Origin of the sequence: Aeromonas sp. SER (genome assembly GCF_038739615.1) — a bacterium.
In the GTDB taxonomy this organism is placed as follows: domain Bacteria; phylum Pseudomonadota; class Gammaproteobacteria; order Enterobacterales; family Aeromonadaceae; genus Aeromonas; species Aeromonas jandaei.
This window is the reverse complement of sequence record NZ_JBCGFC010000007.1, coordinates 186,323-209,376: the sequence shown is the minus strand read 5'-3', so window position 1 is coordinate 209,376 and position 23,054 is coordinate 186,323. Positions and strand designations below refer to the sequence as shown.

General features: G+C 59.1%; 19 protein-coding genes and 1 tRNA gene. 1 reads left to right on the top strand and 19 read right to left on the bottom strand.

The features are described 5' to 3' along the window. Positions 1–28: 28 nt before the first annotated feature. From hypE to AAHA41_RS12665, 19 genes are all read right to left on the bottom strand, one after another. Positions 29–1,033: a hydrogenase expression/formation protein HypE gene (gene hypE, locus AAHA41_RS12755; RefSeq protein ID WP_323069194.1), complete on the bottom strand. Its 1,005-nt coding sequence runs from the start codon at positions 1,031–1,033 to the stop codon at positions 29–31. Continuing rightward, positions 1,030–2,142, bottom strand: a complete 1,113-nt coding sequence (gene hypD / locus AAHA41_RS12750; protein ID WP_323069193.1) for a hydrogenase formation protein HypD — start codon at positions 2,140–2,142, stop codon at positions 1,030–1,032. Before hypD ends, hypE begins: the two co-directional genes overlap by 4 nt. Further along, positions 2,136–2,387, bottom strand: a complete 252-nt coding sequence (locus tag AAHA41_RS12745) for a HypC/HybG/HupF family hydrogenase formation chaperone (protein WP_017784111.1) — start codon at positions 2,385–2,387, stop codon at positions 2,136–2,138. The genes hypD and AAHA41_RS12745 overlap by 7 nt, the downstream gene beginning before the upstream one ends. 5 nt (positions 2,388–2,392) lie before the next feature. Beyond that, positions 2,393–4,831: a carbamoyltransferase HypF gene (gene hypF, locus AAHA41_RS12740; protein ID WP_323069191.1), complete on the bottom strand. Its 2,439-nt coding sequence runs from the start codon at positions 4,829–4,831 to the stop codon at positions 2,393–2,395. Continuing rightward, positions 4,828–6,723, bottom strand: coding sequence for a selenocysteine-specific translation elongation factor (gene selB, locus AAHA41_RS12735; RefSeq protein ID WP_323069189.1), 1,896 nt, complete (start codon positions 6,721–6,723; stop codon positions 4,828–4,830). Before selB ends, hypF begins: the two co-directional genes overlap by 4 nt. 4 nt (positions 6,724–6,727) lie before the next feature. Then, entirely contained in the window at positions 6,728–8,206 is a 1,479-nt protein-coding gene (gene selA, locus AAHA41_RS12730; protein ID WP_323069187.1) for an L-seryl-tRNA(Sec) selenium transferase, read from the bottom strand. Positions 8,207–8,520: 314 nt separating this feature from the next. Further along, positions 8,521–8,612, bottom strand: a tRNA-Sec gene (locus tag AAHA41_RS12725). Positions 8,613–8,825: 213 nt separating this feature from the next. After that, positions 8,826–9,317: a hydrogenase maturation peptidase HycI gene (gene hycI, locus AAHA41_RS12720; protein ID WP_323069185.1), complete on the bottom strand. Its 492-nt coding sequence runs from the start codon at positions 9,315–9,317 to the stop codon at positions 8,826–8,828. Continuing rightward, the gene (locus AAHA41_RS12715) at positions 9,317–9,730 is read right to left on the bottom strand and encodes a formate hydrogenlyase maturation HycH family protein (protein ID WP_151286377.1); all 414 of its coding nucleotides are present in this window, start codon (positions 9,728–9,730) and stop codon (positions 9,317–9,319) included. The genes hycI and AAHA41_RS12715 overlap by 1 nt, the downstream gene beginning before the upstream one ends. Then, on the bottom strand, positions 9,723–10,538 hold the full coding sequence (locus AAHA41_RS12710) for an NADH-quinone oxidoreductase subunit B family protein (RefSeq protein ID WP_005333324.1): 816 nt from the start codon (positions 10,536–10,538) through the stop codon (positions 9,723–9,725). The genes AAHA41_RS12715 and AAHA41_RS12710 overlap by 8 nt, the downstream gene beginning before the upstream one ends. Next, positions 10,538–11,095 carry a formate hydrogenlyase complex iron-sulfur subunit gene (locus AAHA41_RS12705; RefSeq protein WP_042053810.1) on the bottom strand — a complete coding sequence of 186 codons (558 nt, stop codon included), beginning with the start codon at positions 11,093–11,095 and terminating at the stop codon, positions 10,538–10,540. Before AAHA41_RS12705 ends, AAHA41_RS12710 begins: the two co-directional genes overlap by 1 nt. Positions 11,096–11,104: 9 nt before the next feature. Further along, positions 11,105–12,823, bottom strand: coding sequence for a hydrogenase large subunit (locus tag AAHA41_RS12700; RefSeq protein WP_040065714.1), 1,719 nt, complete (start codon positions 12,821–12,823; stop codon positions 11,105–11,107). Positions 12,824–12,903: 80 nt separating this feature from the next. Next, the gene (locus AAHA41_RS12695) at positions 12,904–13,857 is read right to left on the bottom strand and encodes an NADH-quinone oxidoreductase subunit H (RefSeq protein ID WP_323069183.1); all 954 of its coding nucleotides are present in this window, start codon (positions 13,855–13,857) and stop codon (positions 12,904–12,906) included. Position 13,858: 1 nt separating this feature from the next. Beyond that, positions 13,859–15,730 (bottom strand): hydrogenase 4 subunit B, encoded by a 1,872-nt coding sequence (hyfB, locus tag AAHA41_RS12690; RefSeq protein WP_323069182.1) that lies wholly within the window; start codon positions 15,728–15,730, stop codon positions 13,859–13,861. Then, the gene (locus tag AAHA41_RS12685; RefSeq protein ID WP_139411686.1) at positions 15,730–16,395 is read right to left on the bottom strand and encodes a 4Fe-4S dicluster domain-containing protein; all 666 of its coding nucleotides are present in this window, start codon (positions 16,393–16,395) and stop codon (positions 15,730–15,732) included. Before AAHA41_RS12685 ends, hyfB begins: the two co-directional genes overlap by 1 nt. Before the next feature lie 488 nt (positions 16,396–16,883). Continuing rightward, positions 16,884–18,752, bottom strand: a complete 1,869-nt coding sequence (gene kup / locus AAHA41_RS12680; protein WP_024944982.1) for a low affinity potassium transporter Kup — start codon at positions 18,750–18,752, stop codon at positions 16,884–16,886. A gap of 532 nt (positions 18,753–19,284) precedes the next feature. Continuing rightward, on the bottom strand, positions 19,285–20,199 hold the full coding sequence (locus tag AAHA41_RS12675; protein WP_323069180.1) for a hypothetical protein: 915 nt from the start codon (positions 20,197–20,199) through the stop codon (positions 19,285–19,287). A 164-nt stretch (positions 20,200–20,363) separates the two neighbouring features. Then, positions 20,364–20,786 (bottom strand): GNAT family N-acetyltransferase, encoded by a 423-nt coding sequence (locus tag AAHA41_RS12670; RefSeq protein WP_323069178.1) that lies wholly within the window; start codon positions 20,784–20,786, stop codon positions 20,364–20,366. Positions 20,787–20,930: 144 nt separating this feature from the next. Next, entirely contained in the window at positions 20,931–21,704 is a 774-nt protein-coding gene (locus tag AAHA41_RS12665) for a hypothetical protein (RefSeq protein WP_323069177.1), read from the bottom strand. A 741-nt stretch (positions 21,705–22,445) separates the two neighbouring features. Between AAHA41_RS12665 and AAHA41_RS12660 the strand changes: the two genes are divergently transcribed. Then, on the top strand, positions 22,446–23,045 hold the full coding sequence (locus AAHA41_RS12660; protein ID WP_033112617.1) for a 4Fe-4S dicluster domain-containing protein: 600 nt from the start codon (positions 22,446–22,448) through the stop codon (positions 23,043–23,045). Positions 23,046–23,054 lie beyond the last annotated feature (9 nt).

Below are 23,054 nucleotides of genomic sequence, written 5' to 3'. Positions count from 1 at the left end.
CCTGTAAATGACGGAACGGCATGGCTGCTCAACAGATCCGCGGCAGCAGCTCCCCTTGCGGCAGCTCCAGATAGCGGCGGCTGCCCCAGGGGTTGTTGAGGATCACCTTGTGGCGATCGCTTGCCTGCACCACGCCGATCTGGCTTGCAGCGGGGTTGAATTGCCGCAAGATGCCCAGCGCGTCCTGCGCCTGCTCGGCAGGCAGGGCCAGCACCATGGTTCCCTCGTTGGCGAGATCATGGGGCTCGAAACCGTAGAGTTCGCACAGGCCGCGCACCGGATCGCACACCGGAATGGCGGACTCCTCCAGCTCGATGGCAACGCCGGAGGCACTGCTCCACTCGTTGAGCACGGCGGCAAGGCCACCGCGGGTGGCATCGCGCAGGGCGTGAGGGGTAATACCCGCTTTTAGTAGCGCTTCTACCTGTGGCCAGAGGGTGGTGCAGTCGCTCTTGAGATCAGATCCCAGTTGCAGGGCGTCGCGGGCCATCAGGATGCAGGCGCCGTGGCTGCCGATATCCCGCGACACCAGAATGGCGTCACCGGCCTTGAGATTGCGAACCGAGATGCCCCGGCTCTGTTCGGGCAGGGGGAAGGTACCGACCCCGCTGGTGTTGATAAAGATCTTGTCGGCCGCTCCCTTGGGTACCACCTTGGTGTCGCCGCAGACGATGCGGGCGCCGCTCTTGGCAAGCTCCGCAGCCATCGACTCGACGATGCGGGCGAGATCGGTGTAGGGGAAGCCCTCTTCGATAATAAAGCTGCAGCTCAAATACTCGGGCTTGGCCCCCATCATGGCGAGATCGTTGACCGTGCCGGCGATAGCCAGCTTGCCGATATCGCCCCCCTCGAAGAAGAGCGGCGAGACGGTAAAGCTGTCGGTGGTGAAGGCGACGGGGCCCTCTACCGGCAGCAGGGCGGCATCTTCACCGCGCAGCAGGATCTCGTTGCCAAAGTGGCGAAAGAAGAGCTGATTGATCAGCTGATTCATCTCGACACCGCCGCCGCCGTGGCTTAACTGAATTTCTCTCATTGGATCCCCATATATCGGTAGTAGGCATTGCAGGCCCCTTCGGAGCTGACCATGCAGCTGCCCATGGGCTGGGTCGGGGTGCAGCCCCGGCCAAAGACTTTGCACTGGTTCGGTTTGGCCAGGCCGCGCAGGATATCGGCGCACTGGCACGCCTTGTGGTCATCGATGGGAGTCTGATTGAGTTGAAAGTGGCGCTCCGCATCGCGTTTGGCAAAGGCATCGCGCAGGCGCAGGGCGGAGGCGTTGATATCCCCCAGACCTCGCCAGCGAAAGTGCTCGCGGGTCTCGAAAAAGCGCTCGACCAGCCGCTGGGCGGCTTTATTGCCGCTGGCGGTGACGGCGCGGCTGTATTGCACCTCCAGCGCGTAGCGACCCTCAACCTTCTGGCGCACCATCATCAAGAGCGCCTCCATCACATCCACCGGTTCGAAGCCACTCACCACCACCGGCACCTGATAGCGATCGACGATAGGCAGGTAGATATCGGCGCCGGTGATGACACTGACGTGGGAGGGGCCGATAAAGGCGTTCACCTTGGCCACCCCGTCGGCCATCACCGCATGAATGGCGGGGGGCACCAGCACATGGTTGATATGAAACAGCAGGTTCTCAATCCCCTCAGCTTCAGCCGCAGCCAGCAAGGCGGCGGTCATGGGGGTGGAGGTCTCGAAACCGATGGCGAAGAAGACCACGGTTTTTTCCGGGTTTTCTTTGGCGATACGCAGGGCATCGAGGGGGTCATAGACCGGGCGGATATCGCTCCCCTTGGCGCGCTGCTGGGCCAGCGTGCCTTTGGAGCCCGGCACCCGGATCATGTCCCCCAGGGTGACCAGAATAACGTTCGGTTGGCAAGCCAGCTCGATGGCCTGATCGATGCGCTCTTTGGGCATGATGCAGACCGGGCAGCCGGGGCCGTGGACGAACTCGATGCTGGCCGGCAGCAGCTGGTGCAGGCCGTACTTCATGATGGTGTGGGTATGGCCGCCGCACACCTCCATCACCCGCAGCGGCTCGGGCAGATCTTTGGCAAGCTCGGTAATTTGCGCGGCGAGGGCGCGGATCACCTCGGGCTGGCGAAAGCCCTGAAAGAGATCATTGAGGGTCAGCATGGCAAAATATCCTGCTCTGGCATCAGGGCCACCATCTGGCGGAAGCTCTCGAGGCTGGCCTGCGCCTCCTCTTCGTCAATCTTGCTCATCACAAAGCCGATATGGAGCAGCACATAGTCGCCCACCTGGAGGGGCTCTTCGAGCAGCATGCAGCTGACGCGCCGCTGCACCCCCAGGGTGTCGACGGTGACGCAGTTATCTTCGGGGTGCAGCTGCACCACCTGAGAGGGGATGGATAGACACATGAATTTCAGGACTCCGACAAGGTGGCACAACCGGTTGTGACAGGCTGATGCGTGGCAAGATGGTGGATGGCAAACCAGAGCTGACCGGCGGCGATGCCACCGTCATTGAGCGGCAGGGTTTCGCTGGTCAATACCTGCCGACCGGCCGCTTCGAGCGCGGGAACCAGCTGATCCATCAGCACCCGGTTTTGAAAGACGCCGCCCCCCAGCGCCACCGGATAGCCGGGGAAGCGTTCGGCAAGGGCGATGACCAGATTGCTGATGGCGCGGATAAAACCGGCGGCCAGGCTGGCGGTGGAGGTGCCTTGGCGCCGCTCGCTGACAAGGGTATTGATGAGCTCGGCCCACTCGATCTGCAGCGGCCCTTCCGCTGATTGGCTGAGATCAAAGGCAAGGGGTAAGGGCTGTTCATCAGGGGCCAGCTGCAAGGCGGCTGCCTCCAGCAATAGCCCCGCTTCGCCCTCGTAATCGGGGGTGTCGATCACTCCCAAGAGCGCCGCCACCGCATCGAATAGTCGACCGATGGAACTGGTGTAAGGGGCGTTTCGACCCAGCTGCCAGAGCTGGTGCAGATTGTTGATCTGCCCAGCGGGCAGTTGCTTGATCGCCGGAATATCGAGGGCGCTGATCTGCTCAGGAGTGTGCGATTCAAACAGCAGCCCCAGTAGCTGGCGCACCGGCTCGCGAATGGCCGCCTCGCCGCCGATCAGTTTGAAAGGCTGGAGGTGGGCAACCCGCGTAAAGTCCTTCACATCGGCCAGCAGCAGCTCGCCACCCCAGAGGGTGCCGTCATCGCCAAGGCCGGTGCCATCGAAGGCAACACCCAGCACCGGGCCTGTGATGTTGTGCTCGGCCATCACCCCCAGCAGGTGGGCGTGATGGTGCTGCACCTCGAGATGGGTTGCGCCCTGATCCTGGCAATAGCGTTTGGCCCACTGATGGCTGAGATAGCCCGAGTGGCGATCCGAGACCAGCAGTTCGGGTTTGAGATCGTAGAGATCGCGAAAGGTCGTCAGGGTCTGCTCGAAGTGCTCCTGCATCGGCAGGCTGTGCAGATCGCCGATATAGGGGCTGTAGATGCGCTGGCGGCCGAAGGCGAGCGCCAGCTGGTTCTTCTGCTGCGCCCCGACCGCCAGCAGCGGCGCCTTGACCGCCTCTTGCAGGCTGGGGGTGCAGGGGGCATAGCCTCGGGCCAGCCGTAACGTCTGGCGTCGTCCGCCCGCCCACTGCACCAGACTGTCGTCGCACGGGTGCAGGATGGGGCGGTTGTGATCCAGGATGCCGTCAATCTCGCTGCCGAGTTCCCTGATCACCGTCTCGCACTCGATAAGGATTGGGCTGCCGCGACCATTGGCACTGGTGGCCACCAGCGGCATGGCGCAGGCATCCAGCAGCAGCTGATGGAGCGGGGTATAGGGGAGCATGATGCCAAGGTAGGGGATGCCGGGGGCGATCCTCTCAGCCAGCGGCGCGGTTGTCAGTAGGGATTCTGAGAGCCGATCATCGTTAATGCGCTTGCGCAGCAAGGTGATGGGTCTGGCCTGAGAGGCGAGCAGCTTCCACTCTGCTTCGCAGCCGGTGACATGCAGTTTGGCCTCGGCAAGGGAGCCCATCATCACCGCCAGCGGTTTGCGCGCGCGCCGCTTGAGTGTTCGTAATCTGGCCACACTCTGTTCATTGCGGGCATCACACATCAGGTGATAACCCCCCATCCCCTTGACCGCAATCAGCGCCCCCGCTTGCAGGGCGCGGGCGGCGGCGTGCAGCGCCTCTTCGCGCTCGGCCAGCGCATCGCCACGGCCATTTCGCCAGCTGAGATGGGGCCCGCACTCGGGGCAGCTCACCGGCTGGGCGTGGTAGCGTCGATCTAGCGGGTTTTCATAGGCCGCAGCGCAGCGCGGGCACATGGCAAAGCCTGCCATGGCGGTATGGGGTCTGTCGTAGGGGAGGCGGCGGATGATGGTGTAGCGCGGGCCGCAGTGGGTGCAGTTGGTAAAGGGGTAGCGATGGTGGCGATCGTTGGGGTTGGCCACGTCCGTGGCGCATGCCTCGCACATCCCCTGATCCGGCGAGATGGCGACCGTGGCCGCGCTCTGCTGCTGGCTCGCTTTAATTCGAAACTGGCCATGAAATTGGCCATCGAAGTCGGGATCATGAGCGAAGGGCAGTTCCCGCTCGCTGAAATGATCGATGCGGCTCAGTGGCGGCGCCAGTTCCCGCAGTTCGCGGGCAAAGCTGGCGAGCTGCTCGGGCGATCCTTCGGCGCCGATGGTGACGCCGTTGGCATCGTTCAGTACATAGCCGGCAAGGCCGTGGCGCAACGCCAGCCCATAGACGAAGGGGCGAAAGCCGACCCCCTGAACTATGCCGTCGATATGAAATTCGCGGCGCAGCCGGTTGGCCACAGGATTGGCAGAGCCAGAGGGGGCTGTGGCAGCTCTCATGCCGGCTCCATCTCATCTTGAGTCTGCGGCAAACGCAGCACCCGGCGCTCGTTCTCCTCGCGCCGCACCCAGCCATCCATCTCCATGCGCAGGCAGAACGGAATGGCGTATTTACGCGACAAACCGGTGATCTCCTTGAGGGATGCCATGTCGATCAGATCTCCCACCTGCTGGCCCGCCAGCACTTCGGCGACCATCTGGTTGTAAAGCTCGGCGTCGTAGTAGATGGGGCCATCGAGCTGCACCAGATACTTGAGTCGCGCCAGATTGCGCAGCTGCTTTTGCAACGCGCCTTTTTGCAGCAAGCCCTGCTGCAGGGCGGCGGGCAGTTTGCGGGTGATAAAGGGATCCAGCTCCACGCCGCCGGGGCCCAGTTTACCGGGCTCGTACCCCTCCTTGCCTTGATCTCGCACCACCTTGAGCACCAGCTGCGCCTCTTCCCCCAGATCATCTTCCGACTCGCCGCTGCCCTGCTGCCACTTGTCATGGTGCAGGCGAATGTGCTGCTCACTCTTGAGCTGCTGGAGCAGGGCCTGAGTGACCGGCAGGGCGATGCCAAAGCGGGTTGCCAGCTCGGCGGCACTCAGCGGTTCGCTGGCCAGCGTGGCGAGCAGCTGGTCGCGGCTTTGGGCCAGCCAGTGGTTGTCCAGCAGCCACTCACCGAGGGGGGTGACCTGCTCGGGTTGCTGGTCAAAGCGGCCGGCCGGCACATAGCCGTTGAGCCCCAGTTGCAGGGTGGCCGGGTTGTAGTGCTTGAGCTCATCAGGCAGCTCACCCAGCAGGGCGTGTAGCGCCTTGCGTCTGGCGGGATGGATGTCGCCGCACCAGACGATGCGGGCGCCGTGCAGCAGTTCGCTGCTGCCGTGGCGAATGATGGCGAGCGGCTGGCCAAAGAAGCAGGGGATGGGGCTGGTAAAGATCAGCCGTGCCAGCCGGGTATCCTTGATGGGCACGAAACGGGCTCGGCCATGCCAGCTGCCAAGGGCCACTTCGACCTCCTTGTTGTGCTGAGAGGGGCGTAGCGCCTTGTCTCTCAGGCTCTCGGCGTTGAGTCGCACAATAAGGTGGGTTGCCGCCTCGCACTGGCCGACAGTGCTGGTAAGACAGTGACCGCGGGCCACCTCCTTGTGGGGCACCTTTTTAAGGCCCACCGCTACCCGGCAGACGGCGCCAATCTCGTCGACGCTCTGGTGATAGGCCTGCAGGGAGCGCACCTGCACCTCCCGATCGGCGGGGTAGAGGCGCAGCTTGTCCCCCACCTTGAGGCTGCCCTGCTGCAAGGTGCCGGTAAGCACGGTACCGGTGCCATTGGCGGTAAAGACTCTGTCTACATACAGTCGCGGGGCGGCCTGCTCGCGGGGGACATGATGCTCGGCCATATCCCCCAGCTGGCGCACGATGGCGGTGTGCAGGGCGGTCATATTGGCGCCGGTCTTGGCACTGACGCTGACGATGTCGGGCACCATGCCGCTCTCGTCCATCACCCGCTCCAGCAGGCTCTCTTCCAACAGCAAAAGCTCGTCGGAGTTAACCAGATCGCACTTGTTGATGCAGACCAAGAGGCGCGGTACCCCCATCGCCTTGAGCAGGCGCAGGTGATCGCCGGTCATCGGCATCCACCCCTCGTCGGCGGCAATGACCAGCAGCACCAGATCCAGACTCCAGAGCCCCGCCACCATGTTGCGGATATAGCGCTCGTGGCCGGGCACGTCGATGACGCCTATGGTGTTGCCCTGACCGTCATCGAAGTGGGCAAAGCCGAGATCCTGGGTCATACCGATGGCCTGCTCGTGGGCGCGGGCCGTGGTGATGCCGGTGAGGGCCTTGATCAGCAGGGTTTTGCCATGATCCACGTGGCCGGCAAGGCCGATAACGGCGCGATAGGGGGTCATGGGATCAAGGTTCCTCGGTCGCATTTGTTGCATTGAACGGGGCGGGCAGCAGCAACTCCTTGAGTTGGGCGATCAGCAGTTCCATCTCGGTCGGCAGCAGGGTGGCCATATTGAGCAGCACCTTCTGCTGGCGCACCGTGGCGATGACAGGGACGGGCAGTTCGCGCAAATCATCGAGCAGCTGCTGGGCCGGGCGCGGGTCGGTGCACTCCAGCGCGGGCGCCGGGTAGAACTCGTCCGGCAAGGTGCCGCCGCCCACTACCAGCTGGGCGGGGACCGGCACAAAGCAGCCGGGCAGGGCGGCCATCAGCTGGTCGGCTCTCGTCTGCATGGCGGCCGGGTTGCTCAAGGTGCGCTGGGCAATCCCTTCACCGATGGGGGACTTGTTGAGCTTGTGGATGAGCAGGCGTTCGAGCAGGGAGTAGACGATGCGGCTCGGGCGGAAGGTGCGCATCATGGGGTGTTTTTCCAGCCGCTTGATAAGGTCGCTGCGGCCGCTGATGATGCCCGCTTGCGGGCCCCCCAAGAGCTTGTCGCCTGAGTAGCAGACCAGATCTGCCCCCGCCTTGATGTACTGGTGTACCGAGGTTTCATCCGGTGCAAACTCTTCGGTGGTCAAGCCCGACCCCTGATCCACCGCCAGCACTACATGTTCGGGCAGGGCGCGTGCCACCTCGCCGATATCGGGGGATTCGGTAAAGCCGCGAATGGCGAAATTGGATCTGTGCACCATCAGTACCAGCGCGGTCTGATCGGTGATGGCATCGAGGTAATCTTTGGCGGTAGTGATATTGGTAGTGCCCACCTCCACCAGTTTGGCACCGGAGAGCGCCAGAATATCGGGAATGCGAAAGCCGCCACCAATCTGGATCTGCTCGCCGCGCGAGACGATCACCTCGCGCCCCTTGGCCACCTCCTGCAGCAGCAAGAAGAGCGAGGCGGCGTTGTTGTTCACCACCAGCGAATCCTCAGCCTGAGTGAGGCAACGGAGCAGGGGGGCGATCAGCCCCTTGCGCCCGCCGCGTTTGCCGGTGGCGAGATCCAGCTCCAGATTGTTGTAGCCGGTGTTGAGGTCACGCACCTCGTCCCACAGATCGGCACTTAACGGCGAACGCCCCAAATTGGTATGCACCAGGGTGCCGGTGGCGTTGATCACCCGGGTTTGACGCTGGCGCAACTGCTGTTGGCAGCGTTTGGCAATCAGAGCCTCGATCTGCTCGGGGGCGACGCCATGCTGGCGAAAATCTTCGCTCTGGCGCAGCTCGCTCAGGGTGTCGCGCACCGCCTGAGTTACCAACGGGCGGCTTAGCGCCTCGATAAACACGGCGAGAAAAGGTTGTTGCAGCAGCTGTTCCACTTGCGGCAGACGGCGCGTTGGTTGCTGGCTGTTCTGTTGCTGTGAATCTGGCTGTGAATCGTCGGCAGCCGTACCTGATGCGGGCTGGCGGTGGGGGATGGCTGGCGCGTGAGACGAGTTCGGCATGGGATTACCAGTGCAGTGCGTGGGTTCGGGATGCGCACCGGTTTGCCGATAGAGAGGCCGAGCTGACGGGTTATGGCACTGCTGGCGATTTGCGGATGACTGCAAACTGGATGCATCAATGAGCGGGTATAAATTAATGCTGCATCGATGCTGATAAATTAATTTTTGGCCAGCGAGATAACCTGAGTTCGGATTATATTGGCAAGCGGCAAGCACCTTTTTTAAGGTATTACTTCAAACATATTGAACAAACAATGGAAATAACATCCAGGCCGAAAAATTCAGCGAGAGAGTATTTGTTCAATAGATAAATTTGGCGGAAGAGGCAGGAATCGAACCTGCCAAAGCCTTCTCGGCTCACATCGGTTTTGAAGACCGAGGAGGCCACCAGACCCCATCAACTTCCGTAACGGTCGCCATTTTGTGGCAAATTTCTGTGACTGGCAACGCTTTTTTTGTCATAAAAAATCGAGAGTTAGCGATTTTTTGAAAAAAGCAAAGAACCTTGTTTTATATCAAGTTCAGCACAATTAGCCCGATGTTTTTAATTTAACATCGGGCCTCGATCACATTGCCGGAACCGTCGGTCAATAACGGTCGTTAACAACTCGATAAATAATCACCGGTTGGCGTTGGCAATATTCCACTGATCCAGTTTATCTATTAACAGACCGGTATCCCTGGCGGCATCAAGATGCTGATAAAGATAATCCATCGCCTCGCTCACCATCTCGGTCATCGGGAAGGAGAACGCCACGATGGCCGGTTGTACCCCGACAAAGATCACCTCGGGGATAAAGGTCTTGAGCTCGTCGATCAGGAAATTGAGCGGCATATTGTGGGTCGAGAAGATAAACATCTCGGCGATGGTCTCGGGGGGGATCACCTGCAGGGTTCCCGCCTTCTCGCCGATCTCGGCGGCATCCACCAGCACCACCCGCTCCGGTTGCAGCTCCCGCACCTTGTAGACCACATTTTCCGGCGCGATGCCGCCGTCGATATGGATCCAGCCGGGCAGGGGGGCTGCGTGCAGCTTGTCGGCGAGATAGGGGCCGGCACCGTCGTCCCCCATCATGGCATTGCCCACGGTCAACACGAGATTGCAGCCCATCAGCGGCTCCTTACCATCAGGTACATATGGGGGTCGTTAAATAGGGCGGTGAGCTGATCCATAAAGGTGTTGGTCCAGCCCAGCTCCTGCTCATCGAGTAGATTGTCGGTTTTGCGCAGCCGGTCGAAGGCGCAGGCCAGCATATGGCAGTGCTCGCGATAGATGGTGATCTCGCCAAAGGTGAGAAACCCCTCCATCTTGCGGCGCGCTTCACTCCCCTCTGGCAGCTTGGCTACCCAGTCGCGATAACCGGTCAGCGAGCAGACCAGGTCTGCTCGCAGGCAATCGACGATGCCGAGGTGGTGGCCGATGGCGAGGCTGTAGTACATCACCTCCTTGGCCTCTTCCGGCACGTCGAACTGCTCGTCGACGAACTTGCGCGACAGGCGGTAGAAAAAAACCTCGTCAGCCATGCACCGCCTCTCCCTTGCCGGCTGCCCGGTTGAGGCAGGCGTTTGCGAGGTTGTTGACGATCTCCGAGAGGCGCGGATCGTCGTGCTGATCGAGGTAGCTCTGGATACGCAGATCCACATCTTGCTGGGTCGCCCCTTCAAGCAGGGCCATAAACTCGTCGGCGATGATCCGCCCCTGCCGATAACCGGCCATGCGGCGCGCTTCGCGTTCGATCATCACCCGAATTTCGTTGGGGATGCCGGTGTGGCGCAGTTCGACCCGCTCACCCGGTTGCACCTCGTGGCTGGTGGCTTTGAGTTTTTGCTCAAGCAGACCGAGCGCCACGGCAAAGCCGTAGATGGTAGCCGCCGGTGTCGGAGGGCAGCCCGGGATATAGACATCCACCGGCACGATTTTGTCGGTGCCGCCCCAGACGCAGTAGAGGTCGTGGAAGATGCCGCCATCACAGCCGCAGGCGCCGTAGGCGATGCAGATCTTGGGATCGGGCGCCGCCTCGTAGGCGCGCAGGGCCGGCACCCGCATCGCCCGGGTCACCGCGCCGGTAAAGAGCAGGATGTCGGCGTGGCGGGGGGAGGCGACCACCTTGATGCCGAAGCGCTCGGCATCGAACAGCGGGGTGATGGTGGCGAAGATCTCGATTTCGCAGGCGTTGCAGCCGCCGCAATCGACCCGGTAGACATAGGCCGAGCGGCGAATGTCCTTGAGCAGGGTCTTCTTGAGTTTGGTGATCTCGGGATCCTGTGCCAACGGCACGGCGCGGGTATGGGCATGGCCGACAACCGGTTCTATGCCTTTGATCTTGCTCATCACATCCACTCCTTTTGTGCGGCCATCGGTGTGGCTATCGGTGTGATCAGGGCCGAGTCAGGCTGGCTCAGCATGCTCTGTTTTCGTTTGCAGTCGGGGCAGTGGTGCAGTCGCTCCGGGGTGGTCAGCGGCGTGCCCGCCTGCTTGAGGGTGTCCTCCACCAGTGCCACCAGCTTGCTCGGGGCAAAGTAGGTGCCGCACAGGGTGCAGGGGGCCAGCGCGAAGCGGGCCTCCTCATAGAGATCCGCCTTGTTGGTCACCGCCAGCTCAAACTCGGGTGAGAGCGCGATGGCGCGGGTCGGGCAGACCTCCTCGCAGCGGCCGCAGAAGATGCAGCGCGCCATGGAGATCTCCCAGCGCCGTTCGCCGGTCTCCATGTCCACTTCCATCACCAGCGCGTTGGCCGGGCAGGCCTTGGTGCAGGCGGCGCAGGCGATGCACTGATCCGCCTGATATTTCGGTTTGCCGCGAAAATCCCGGTTCACCTCGTAAGGGGCGAAGGGGTACTTGGCGGTCGGGGTGCCAGCCTTGAGGATGGTCTTGAACAGCTTGATCATGATGACCCCTTATTTCAGCGGAGAGTTTTTGCGATCGATGCCGTAGCGCTCGATCTCCTTGTAGGAGACCACGGTGGATTTGCCCTTCTTGGGGTCGACCAGGGTGACCCGGTCGGTACAGGAGTAGCAGGGATCCAGACTGCCGATGATGAGCGGCGCATCCGCCACGGTATTGCCGCGCAGCATGTAGCGCAGGGCGGGCCAGTTGGCGTAGGTGGCGGCGCGGCAGCGCCAGCGGAACAGCTTCTGGTTGTCTCCGGTCATGCTCCAGTGGACGTTCTCGCCGCGGGGCGCCTCGGTAAAGCCCAGCGCAAATTTGCCCGGCTGGTAGGTGAACCCTTCGGTCAAAAGCGGCCCTTCCGGCAGGTGCTCAAGACCAAACTCAATCATGTCGAGGGAGTCGTAGAGCTCGTGGATGCGCACCAGCACCCGGGACTGCACATCGCAACCCGCCTTGGTCTGGATCTCCATCGGCAGCTCGCGGTAGCCGGCAAAGTCGTGGACCCGGCGCACGTCGCGCTTGAAGCCGCTCGCCCGCACCATGGGGCCGACGCAGCTGAAATCGCGGGCAATCTGTGGCTCGAGCTTGCCGATACCGATGAGGCGGGAGGAGATGTTGGCGGTGTCCAGAAGCATGGCCACCAGGGGTTTGAGCTCATCACGCAGCTCCCGTACCAGCTGGGCACCCTTGATGCGATCTTCCTTGAAGATGTCACGGCGTACCCCGCCAATCAGGTTGAGGCCGTAGGTCTTGCGGGCGCCGGTGAGCAGCTCGGCCAGGGTCATGGATTTCTCCCGCACCCGGAAGAACTGCATGAAGCCGGTGTCGAAACCGGTGAAGTGGCTCGACAGGCCGATGTTGAGGATATGGCTGTGCAGGCGCTCCACCTCCAGCAGCACGGCGCGGATCATCTTGGCCCGCTCCGGCACCGGAATGCCCATGGCGTTCTCCACCGAGGTGGTGTAGGCGACGCTGTGGGTAAAACCGCAGATGCCGCAGACCCGGTCGGTCAGAAACGCCACTTCGTTGTAGCCCATCCGGGTTTCCGCCAGCTTCTCCATGCCGCGATGGACATAGAAGAGGCGGTAGTCGGCATCGATGATGTCTTCGCCATCGACGAACAGACGAAAGTGGCCCGGTTCATCCGAGGTGATGTGCAGCGGGCCGACCGGCACGATGCGGTTGGCATCACTGCCGAGCTCATTGACGAAGGGGTAGGTCTCGGTGTCGGTGGTGGGCATCGGGCGCTGGCGATAATCCATGGCGTCCTTGCGCAGCGGGTGGATATCCTCCGGCCAGTCATCCGGCAGTACCAGACGGCGTTCGTCCGGCAGGCCGATGGCGCGCAGGCCGTACATGTCGCGGATCTCCCGCTCGCCCCATACCGCCGCCGGAATGGTCGGGGTGATGGAGGGGTACTCCTGGGTATCGGCATCCACCAGCACCTTGACGGTGATCCAGCATTTGGTGTCGCCCTCCATGGAGAAGACGTGGTAGACGGCGAAGTGGCCGTTGAGGCTGCGCTCGTCATTGGCAAAGGAGAGCGGAAGCCAGCCCCCCAGCTGATGGAAGATCAGGCTGGCGGTCTCGACCAGACTGGTGGGCTTGACGGTAATGGTGGCCTGATCGGCGGTTTGCCACTCCTCGTCGACGATGGCGTGGGGCAGTTGTGCTCGCACCTGCTGGATGTAGTCGCAGCCGATGCGATCCGAAATGGCGATGGTCATGCAGTTCTCACTTTAATGTTCGGGAATGAGCATTCACAAATGATGAAATCGGAAAAAGTTGTTGTGCTGGCGGGCATGATTCAGATCCCGACCAGATAGGCGAACAGCGCCAGCAGGGCCAGCCCCAACCCGTAGCGGGTGAGCTTGTGGGTGCGCACGAACTGGGTTCGGGCCATGGCGTTTTCGATGATGCCGGCCAGTAAAAAGGCCACCAGCAGCTTGCAGGCGAGGATCAGCGCCGCGCCGATCAGTGCAGGCAGACTCCAGTTGGCCGCCTTGCCGAAGGGGAGGAAAATCACCAAAAAGAGCTGCACCACCACCAGCTGCTTGAGGCCGATGGAGAGCTTGAGCAGGGCTAGCCCCGCACCGGAATACTCGGTCAGCGGCCCCTCCTGCAACTCCTGCTCGGCTTCGGCGCAGTCAAAGGGCAGCTTGCCCATCTCGACAAACACCGCGAAGGCGCAGGCGGCACCGGCCAGCAGGGTGGCGATCGGCGCGGCCAGCGGCTGGGTCGCCACATAGTTGCTGATATTGCCCAGATCCGAGCTGCCCACCATCATCGCCATGATGAAGCAGGCGAGCACCAGAATGGGCTCCACCAGAATGCCGAGGGTCAGCTCGCGGCGGGCACCAATACCTGCAAACATGCTGCCGCTGTCGAGCCCCGCCAGCGAGAAGAAGAAGCGGAAGATGGCGAACAGATAGATATCGGTGATGAGATCCCCGGCGATGGGGAAGGGAGACTCGTGAGTCAGGGTCGGCAGCGCCATCCCCACCAGCAGCAAGGCGGCGATGAGCAGCGCAGGCATCAGGTTGAAGATGATGCCGGCAGGCTCGGGGGTCACCTCCTGACGGCGCAGGAGCTTGGCGATATCCCGGTAATCCTGCAGCAGGCCCGGCCCCTGACGGGAGTGCATCTTGGCCCGCAGCACCCGGTTGAAACCGGTGGCGAGCGGCGCCAGCGCCAGCATGGCGATGGCCTGGGTCAGGGCGAGGGCAACCATGCCCCAGCTCGGCATTTCAAGAACAGGCATATCAGACTCCTACAGCCATCAGGATAAAGAGCGCCAGCACCACACCGTGCAGCAGCCAGCCGGTTGTCCCGCTGGTATCGCTCACCCCGTGCAGGGCGCTGGCCAGATCGAGCTGCGGCTGCTTGCGATAGAGCGGCGCGCAGAGTTGGCGCAAGGTGTGGGTGACACCGCCCGAGGTGAGGCTCATGCGCTCCTCGTAGGCGTAACCACAGGCCCACGGCGTGCCGGCGTGACGACGACCCAGCTTGGGCCCCTTGAAGATGGCCAGTACCAGCAACGGGATCAGGAACAGCCCCAGCAAGGTGATGGCGATAACGGGCGGGGAGAGGATCGCTTGTGAGCTGTCGAGCGGCAGCAGGGTGGCTCCAGTGGCCACGTTCATCTGGCCGCTTACCAAGGCTTGGCCATAGCTGGCGATATGGGGGGCAATCCAGGGGGCGCCCAGACCCAGCACCAGACAGACCGCAGCCAGCAGCAGGGTGCCTGCCACCATGGCGCCCGGCACTTCGCGGGCGTGGCTCGCCTTCTCGCTGCGCGGGGCGCCGCAGAAGCAGATGCCATACACCTTGACGAAGCACATCACCGCCATGGCGCCGGTTACCGCCAGCATCACTACCGCGAGCGGCGCAACGACAGAGGTGCCGAGTTTGGTCATGGAAAGGAGCGACTGATAGATAAACCACTCGCTGACAAAGCCGTTGAGCGGCGGCAGCGCCGAGATGGCCATGGCACCGATGAGGAACGCCAGAGCAGTCCAGGGCATCAGCTTGGCCAGCCCCCCCATCTTGTCCATGTCACGAGTGTGCAGGCGGAACATCACAGAGCCGGTGCCCATAAAGAGCAGGCTCTTGAAGATGGCGTGGTTGAGCAGGTGATAGAGGGCACCGAGCAGCCCCAGCACCACCAGTGCCGGTTGCTGGTTGGCGATGCCGATCATGCCGATGCCCATCCCCATCAGGATGATGCCGATGTTCTCCACCGTGTGGTAGGCGAGCAGCCGCTTGAGGTCGTGCTCGGCCAGCGCAAACAGCACCCCGAGCACTGCCGAGCAGGCACCGAAGATCAGCACCACATAGCCCCACCAGAGCTGGCTGGCGCCGAGAAAATCGATGCTGACCCGCAAGATGCCAAAGAGACCCAGCTTCACCATGACGCCGGACATCAGCGCCGAGATATGGGAGGGTGCAACGGGCTCGGCCACCGGCAGCCAGCCGTGCAGCGGTACGAAACCGGCGCGCAGGCCAAAACCGCAGAAGCTGAGCAGGAACACCAGCGAGGCCAATGCGCCCGCCAGATGGTGCTCGCGCAGCGCGGCGAACTCCAGCGAGCCAGATTCGCGGCAGAGCAGCCAGAAGGCGATCAGCACCAGCGCCATGCCGATATGGTTCATCACCAAGTAAAGCCGGCTCTGTTTGGCGGCCTCGGGGTTGGTCTTGACCAGCCAGTAGGTGGTGAGGGTCACCAGCTCGTAGCAGAGCAAGAAACCGAGCGCGTTGTCGGCCAGCACCATGCCCACCATGGCAAAGAGGAAGAGGTTCATCAGCGCGCCGATGGCCACATCCCCCTTGCCCTGATATTCGCGGATATAGGCAAAGGAGTAGAGGGCGACGGCGACGCCGACGGTGCTAATCACCAGCAGCATCAGCGCGGCCAGCATGTCGAGGTGCACCGAGCCCAGCAGCCAGAGCTGGCCGTCGACGGGGGCGCCTTGGGCAAAGATCTGGATGGCGGCGACCAGACCCGCGAGCGAGCCCAGCAGGGCAAAGCCGCTGTTGAGGCGGTTGGCCAGTGCGGGCAGCTTTTGCAGCAGCAAACCGGCGGCAGCGCCCAGCAAAAAGAGCAGGAGCGTGGCCATTACAAGGGGGGACAACATCAGCGAACTCCCTCTGTGGTGGATAAATCGGATGCAGGGAGCGCCGTGGCAGGCGCAGAGAAGGCAGAGGCCCCTTGCGGGTTGGTGTCGGCCGCTTGCTGGCGACGGATACGGGCGGCGCGTTCGGTGTCGCCGTCATTGACCAGCTTCAGCGCCTGGGAGGGGCAGGCACCGACACAGGCGGGGCCTTCGGCGCGAAACTCGCACAGGTCACACTTGACCGCGATGCTGCGCACGCCCGGCTCCCAGCTCAGCAGATCCTCGCCAAAGCAGCGCAGGCCGGCAGAGGTGGAGGGGTTGCTGGAGCGGATGGAGCAGGGGATATAGGTGTCGTAACTGGTGGCCACGGCCACCGGACGGCTGCCGCCGCTCTGGATAGCGCCAAAGGGGCAGGCCACGGCGCAGAGATTGCAGCCGATGCAGAGCGACTCGTTGAGTTGCACGCAATCGCCGGTCTGGCGAATTGCCTCGACCGGGCACACCTTGATGCAGGGGGCATCGTCACAGTGACGGCACTGAACCGGCATGGTCGCCTGCTCGTGTCGCATAACGGTTAAACGGGGGGCTTGCTGCAAACCTTGCGCCTTGTGTACCTCGCTGCAGGCCGCCATACAGGTGCCACAGCCGATACAAAGCTTGGGGTCAGCGATAACGAAGCGGTTCATAGCCTACCTTGTCGTGTCGCGAACGGAGAAAGTAGGGGCAGGTTGGCAAGATACGGGCCAGAATGGTTTTTGCAGCGAAATTGGTTTTAAGTGGCTGTTTTTAAATAAATAAAAATATTCGTGTGGTTGGATGAACGCGCTGATGTGGCTGTCGAACTGTGACGTTCGTCACTTGTGACGAAGCCGCCAAGAGGGTTCGTCACCCCGGAAAAGGCAGCATGAGTAGGGTGCAATGAACGCAGTGAATTGCACCGCTCCGACATATGTTCGCGGTGCACGGCGCTGCGCTTGTTGCACCCTACGGTTGTTGTGAGAGGGGAAATGAGCTGGTTCGATTTGCCGTGGTTTGCCCCCTTCTCCCCTCGCGGGAGAAGGGGTGGGGATGAGGGGGCCGGTAACTGGGTTAACGGAAACAAGAGAGGGAGGCCAATGCCTCCCTCTCTATTTGCTGACGTTTTCTATGCCATCAAGAGGCCATCAACCCGCCATCAGATATCCACCTGCGAACCCAGCTCGATGACCCGGTTGGGCGGGATCTCGAATTGATCCGGGGCGCGCAGGGCGTTGCGCTGCAGCAGCATAAAGAGCTTGCCGCGCAGATAGAGATACCAGGGGCGGTCTTTCATGATGAGCGACTCGTGGGCCATAAAGAACGAGGTCTCCATCATCCGGCAACTGAGCCCCTCGGCGTTGCAGCGGTGGAAGATCTCCTCCACGTTCGGAGTCTCGCGCCAGCCGTAGCTTGCCACTACCCGCCAGAAGGTGGGGGAGAGCTGCTCGATGCAGACCCGGCGCACATTGTGGACGTAGGGCACATCCTCCACCCGCAGGGTGAGCAGGATGATCCGCTCGTGCAGCACCTTGTTGTGTTTGAGGTTGTGCAGCAGCGCATGGGGGATCACATTGACCACCCGCGACATATAGACGGCAGTGCCGGCCACCCGGGTCGGCGGGGATTTCTCCAGCGAGGCGATCATCGGCTCAAGGGAGTTGCCGTGCTCGTTCAGGCGGCGAATAAGCTGGAAACGCTCGCTCTTCCAGCTGGTCATCACGGTGAACATCACCGCGCCCAGGGTGAGCGGCAGCCAGCCGCCGGAGAAGATCTTGGCAAGGTTGGCGGCAAACAGCGGCACGTCGATACAGAGCAGCGCGGCAAACAGGATGGCCACCAGATACTTGTTCCAGTGCCAGCTGTTCTTGGCCACCGAGCAGGAGAGGATGGAGGTAAGCACCATGGTGCCGGTTACGGCGATGCCGTAGGCCGCCGCCAGATTGCTGGAGTGCTCGAAGCTCATGATGACGATCACCACCGAGATATAGAGCATCCAGTTGATGACCGGAATATAAATCTGGCCGGACTCCTGCTCGGAGGTATGAACGATGCGAATGGGGGAGAGATAACCGAGCCGCACCGCCTGCCGGGTCAGGGAAAAGACCCCGGAGATCACCGCCTGCGAGGCGATCACCGTCGCCATGGTTGCCAAGAGCAGCAGCGGCACCAGCGCCCATTTCGGCGCGAGCAGGAAGAAGGGGTTGGCAATGGCGGCGGGGTTACTCAGCAGCAGCGCCCCCTGCCCGAAGTAGTTGAGCACCAGCGAGGGCAGCACCACGATAAACCAGGCGAGGCGAATTGGATTCTTGCCAAAGTGGCCCATATCCGCGTAGAGCGCCTCCACCCCTGTGATGGCCAGCACCACGGCGCCGAGGGCAAAGAAGGAGGTAGTCTGGTACTGGATAAAGAAGCGCACCGCCCAGATGGGGTTAAGCGCACCCAGCACCTCGGGGTTGTGGATGATGCCGCGAAGCCCCAGCACCGCCAGCGTCATAAACCAGATCAGCATGATGGGGGCAAACAGCTTGCCCACCATGGCAGTGCCATGTTTCTGGATGGCAAACAGCAGGGTCAGCACCAGCACCGAGAGGGTGACGATATAGGGGTCGAGGGCGGGGGTGAGAATGCTCAGACCCTCGATGGCTGACATCACCGACATCGCCGGGGTGATCACCACCTCGCCATAGAAAAAGCTGCCGCCAATCAGGCCGAGGATGATCAGCAGCGGCGTCCAGCGGGTGGAGGCGTTGCGGGTCGCCAGCGACATCAGGGTGAGAATGCCACCCTCGCCGGCGTTGTCGGCCCGCATCACAAAGGAGAGGTACTTGACCGACACCACCAGGATCAGCAGCCAGAAGATCAGCGAGAGAAAGCCGAGAATGGAGGCCGGCTCGACGCCGAACCCGAATTGACCTGACAGGCACTCGCGCAAGGTATAGAGCGGGCTGGTGCCGATATCGCCATAGACTACGCCAATCGCCGCCAGCATGACGCCGGACATGGCTTGTTGTTTATCACAGTTCATGAGTTCATCTTGTCAGTTTGATGTTTACACGTTTGCCACAGCAGATCGCCCCGAACACATCAGGTATGTGTGGATACAACATCGGGGGAAATCAAAGGATTGCGATGGGAAGGGAGCTAATCGGATATAAAGATGCGTTTCATGGGACACAGTCTGTTCATCTGTCGTTAAGCTTATAATGACACACACTCTGCGGGTTCATGCTCAGGTATAAATAATCAAAACGCCCTTTTGAGTAAGGCTATTAATTGGCCGTTGATTGAAATATTCACTCGTTCTGCGGGCAACCGTTTGTTTTATCTGGGCAAGTGGTTTGGCCACTATTTTTTACCGAGGCGAGTGAAAAACAGACGATAAAATAGTGACTAATTAATTGCGGGCAGGATGACAAAGGAGAGGGTGTTGGGTAGCAATGGAGTCTTTATTTGGGAGGGGAAAATGTAGGGTGCAATGAACGAAGTGAATTGCACCAAATATTAAAAGAGGCAAGAGGTGCAATGCGTTGCGCTTATTGCACCCTACAGTGTTATTTTTATGAACTCATTACAGCACATTTTATGGTGTGATACTTGGCTACCCTTATTAATTCAGTTGTATGCTCAGGGTATTGTTGCTGCAAGAAGCAGAGGGCATCAGCCAAGGTAATTTGGTGAAGGTTAAAGCAGCTATCAAAAACCAACGCTCGTATTTGTTCAATAAAACCATCTGGATCATGATGGGTTGCGCACGAGTTCCACAAGTTTACATCCAGTTCATCCTCCGGATCTTCAAGGGGACTGACGGCTTGTAAATTGAGATTGCCCAACATGGCATTATATTGAGCATCAGATAACGAGGTTTTGCAGCGATCTATCCAAGCAAGGGTGATAAGGTTATGGCCAAAAAAGCCGGGCTGCTGCAAGCAGGAATGCAATAGATCCTCCAATGATCCCGGTTCTCCAACTGTGATCGCCTCACAGCGCTCTCTATTTTCTTCATTAGGGAAGGTAGCGGTGACAAACTCCGTGACACGATTCAAAAATGCAGGCACCCGCTCGGGAGGAAGGGCGCTGTATACCTCATTAAGCGCAAGCAAAATGGTGACATTATGAGATAAATATTCGGGCTTATTGGCCGCCTTGGCGATATAGAATTTAAAGATATCCTGAAAGCCGCACTCGGCATGCCATTGGGAAACAGCCTGATAGGCTGCGGGATAGATACCACGCGCCAGAATGCGATGTCTGCGTAAATCGGAGAAAGCGACAGGCTGCACACTAACGGTAAGTACCGTTGAAACCAGCAACCCATCCTTGGCAATCAATTTGGCGGTTTGTTGCCACAAGGCTTCCGGTTGCCCAAGGTGCTTCGCAAGAAAGTGAGCCGATAAATAGGCTTTTAGCGCATGAGGCTGATGAATAACAGCGCTGCTGTGTACGGCTTTTTCAAGTAGTTCCCGAGATGTCATTTATCCTCCATGAATTTAACGTGTCCCTTAAGGGGCCGCCAAGCATTACCAGCAAACTCAACAGTCGTAGTCGTAGGGTGCAATGAACAAAGTGAATTGCACCAATTATAAACACCAACTATAGAGGTGCAATGCGCAGCGCTTATTGCACCCTACGGTTCGAATTATGTTCCATGATAATGTTTCAATAAAAAGTAACGGTCAGGACTATTGTTAACGCCGCTCACTTTACCGACTATTTTAAATCCCATTTTTTCATAAAATTTGGGTGCCTGAAATGAGAGGGTGTCGACTTGAGCAGCGATACATCCCCGTTTTTTTGCCTCGCGTTCAGCGACCTCCATTAATTGAATGCCAAGCCCCTGTCCTCTCTTGTCATTGTGTACCCAAAGCACCTCGATCAACAGTTGATGATAAATAGTACGTCCGGCAATGCCACCGACAACTTCGTCATTATCGTCATGAATGGCAACAATTAAAGGTTGGGAGCGCTCCTCACCCATTTTATCAAAGTTAAATTGTCTAAGGTTATCAACAAGTAAATTGAATATTTCATCTTTATGTTCATTATGGATTTTTATATTCATTAAATATTACTCCATTAAAATGTAATTGTAGGGGGCAATGAACGAAGTTAATTGCACCAAATATTGAAAGAAGCAAGAGGTGCAATGCGCTGCGCTTATTGCACCCTACGGAACTACATTAATATGTAGCGGCGTAGATTTTAATTATTTAGCTTTGCATGCTTTATATTCGCGACATTGATTTTTGTAATCATAGAAGCTAATTACAGCATCAAAGTAACTTGCGATGTAATATGAATATACTTCCACTGGTAGTTTTACATTATTTTCTACTGCTTTGATATTGTAGTTATTAGAGAGGACATGTAACACTTTCTCCAATGAAAAAGTGACTTCAGTCCAATATCTTGCCAATAACTTATCTGCTGAATAAGTTACAGGTAAAAGTGATTTATATATCTCATAATGATTGGTAAGGATTTTGCTCAAACTTGGATAGAAATCCATAGTGTCAATAATTTGCTGCTTGTTTAATGGGGGGCGATAATAATCTCTGATTTTTATCGTAGTTTCATAGCTTACTGAGTGTAATGATTTAGCTGTTCCCCTGTAAGATGTAAAATCTACACCAGATAATCCCTGAAAATAATAAATGGTATTGCCAAGGACTTCATCTAATAAGTCTAGCTTATCTAAAGTGTCGAGCTCTTTCGCCCGCTCTCTTTGATAGTCAATAAATATTGTAAATACGACACCATTGAGAAACAAACCCAGCAGCGTGGGTAAAATAATGCTTAGGTAACCATTTGGTGACTTTATAGATAGCCATAATAAAATAGCTGAAATTAATAGGAATGCTATAAACTTGCCTGAGCCAACGACATTTAAAAAATGTCTAATTTGATATCTGTGTCTACTTATCAGTCCGAGAGTTACAGCGCTCGAAATTATGATTCCTATCAAGATAACCATATGCATATTTATATTTACCACCATCAAAGCGCACATTTATCGCAAAACATGCTGTTATCTTAATTTCTTTCTTAGGCCATCTTTGGCTTTTAGTTTTCATCTTGGCATGTTCAAAGTTCCCAGTTCTCGCTTATTTTGTGCGACCTTGTCGATTATCAGCATGAAAACGACCCCAACGGAGCTGGTTGCCAAGTGGCACATATTAACCGGAGGGAGAGAAAACTGAAGGGGCAGGGGCTTAAAACCGGCTCTGGCTCAACAAATCAGTCAATAAGTGGCTCATTTCTGTTCGGTTTGACTTAATGATTGCCTGCCAGTTTGATAGCAAAACCAAACAACCTGGCCACCGCCCCAAGCCGTTTTTGCATGCTGCACTGCCCATTTTGGGCCCTTGGTATGGTTTTTCTCCCGGGATTTCGTTCCTCCGCTTGTCCGGTTTGGGGCGGCCGGTCCTGGCTGCAAGCGTCTTCGAACTGCTCATTATGCGGCTGGGGCAGGGGTTGGTCAGCCGGTGTCGAGCTCGTCACTTTTGTCGTGTCGATCACACTTCCCACCCCGTCGTCACCCTCGTCAGTAGTGGTAAACAGCAAGCCACTCTTGCCGATTACTCCTTTATTTTCATATGGTTGTGAATTTTTATCGCACCCTTGGCCCGTTTTGGTCTGATAAATGCTTTGTGGGGGGCTGGCCGCCTCTTTGCCTGTCGGCGGGCGGCCCGGTGTAACGAACCATTTAGGATCCCTCTCTATGAACAGCTTCGTGATTGCAGATCCCAGTCTCTGTATTGGGTGTCGTACCTGTGAGGTGGCCTGCGCCGTTTCACACCAGTCAGGGTCTTGCAGCGGGACCCTTGAGCGGGAGGGCGGCCTGCATCTTGCCATCGAGGATGGACATCTGGTCTCCAAGGACAGCTACTTTCAGCCGCGCCTGAAGGTGATCGTGGGCAGCAAGGTGACCACGCCGGTGCTCTGTCGCCAGTGTGAAGACAAGCCGTGCGCCATGGCCTGCCCGAACAATGCCATCGTCAGCGAGGATGGTTGCGTCAAGGTGTTGCAGGAGCGCTGCATCGGCTGCAAGTCCTGCGTGGTGGCTTGTCCTTACGGCGCCATGGCGGTGGTGCTCAAAGAGGTGGCACCCGCTGCCGATTCGCTCTTCAAGCGGCCGCAGACCAAGGCGCAGGCGCTCAAGTGCGATCTCTGCCGTCACCGCGAGGCGGGCCCGGCCTGTGTCGAGGTGTGTCCGACCCAGGCGCTGCGGCTGGTCACGCCGGAGCATCTTGAAAACCTGAACCGGCAGAAGCAGCTGGCCAGTGCCGAGGCACTGCTGGCGATGCCGGCGCGGGTATGAGCGGGCTTG

Excerpts from the sequence above, each read along its gene's own strand:
- hypE (WP_323069194.1), bottom strand. The coding sequence starts at position 1,033 with ATGAGAGAAATTCAGTTAAGCCACGGCGGCGGCGGTGTCGAGATGAAT.
- hypD (WP_323069193.1), bottom strand. The coding sequence starts at position 2,142 with ATGCTGACCCTCAATGATCTCTTTCAGGGCTTTCGCCAGCCCGAGGTG.
- AAHA41_RS12745 (WP_017784111.1), bottom strand. The coding sequence starts at position 2,387 with ATGTGTCTATCCATCCCCTCTCAGGTGGTGCAGCTGCACCCCGAAGAT.
- hypF (WP_323069191.1), bottom strand. The coding sequence starts at position 4,831 with ATGAGAGCTGCCACAGCCCCCTCTGGCTCTGCCAATCCTGTGGCCAAC.
- selB (WP_323069189.1), bottom strand. The coding sequence starts at position 6,723 with ATGACCCCCTATCGCGCCGTTATCGGCCTTGCCGGCCACGTGGATCAT.
- selA (WP_323069187.1), bottom strand. The coding sequence starts at position 8,206 with ATGCCGAACTCGTCTCACGCGCCAGCCATCCCCCACCGCCAGCCCGCA.
- hycI (WP_323069185.1), bottom strand. The coding sequence starts at position 9,317 with ATGGGCTGCAATCTCGTGTTGACCGTGGGCAATGCCATGATGGGGGAC.
- AAHA41_RS12715 (WP_151286377.1), bottom strand. The coding sequence starts at position 9,730 with ATGGCTGACGAGGTTTTTTTCTACCGCCTGTCGCGCAAGTTCGTCGAC.
- AAHA41_RS12710 (WP_005333324.1), bottom strand. The coding sequence starts at position 10,538 with ATGAGCAAGATCAAAGGCATAGAACCGGTTGTCGGCCATGCCCATACC.
- AAHA41_RS12705 (WP_042053810.1), bottom strand. The coding sequence starts at position 11,095 with ATGATCAAGCTGTTCAAGACCATCCTCAAGGCTGGCACCCCGACCGCC.
- AAHA41_RS12700 (WP_040065714.1), bottom strand. The coding sequence starts at position 12,823 with ATGACCATCGCCATTTCGGATCGCATCGGCTGCGACTACATCCAGCAG.
- AAHA41_RS12695 (WP_323069183.1), bottom strand. The coding sequence starts at position 13,857 with ATGCCTGTTCTTGAAATGCCGAGCTGGGGCATGGTTGCCCTCGCCCTG.
- hyfB (WP_323069182.1), bottom strand. The coding sequence starts at position 15,730 with ATGTTGTCCCCCCTTGTAATGGCCACGCTCCTGCTCTTTTTGCTGGGC.
- AAHA41_RS12685 (WP_139411686.1), bottom strand. The coding sequence starts at position 16,395 with ATGAACCGCTTCGTTATCGCTGACCCCAAGCTTTGTATCGGCTGTGGC.
- kup (WP_024944982.1), bottom strand. The coding sequence starts at position 18,752 with ATGAACTGTGATAAACAACAAGCCATGTCCGGCGTCATGCTGGCGGCG.
- AAHA41_RS12675 (WP_323069180.1), bottom strand. The coding sequence starts at position 20,199 with ATGACATCTCGGGAACTACTTGAAAAAGCCGTACACAGCAGCGCTGTT.
- AAHA41_RS12670 (WP_323069178.1), bottom strand. The coding sequence starts at position 20,786 with ATGAATATAAAAATCCATAATGAACATAAAGATGAAATATTCAATTTA.
- AAHA41_RS12665 (WP_323069177.1), bottom strand. The coding sequence starts at position 21,704 with ATGCATATGGTTATCTTGATAGGAATCATAATTTCGAGCGCTGTAACT.
- AAHA41_RS12660 (WP_033112617.1), top strand. The coding sequence starts at position 22,446 with ATGAACAGCTTCGTGATTGCAGATCCCAGTCTCTGTATTGGGTGTCGT.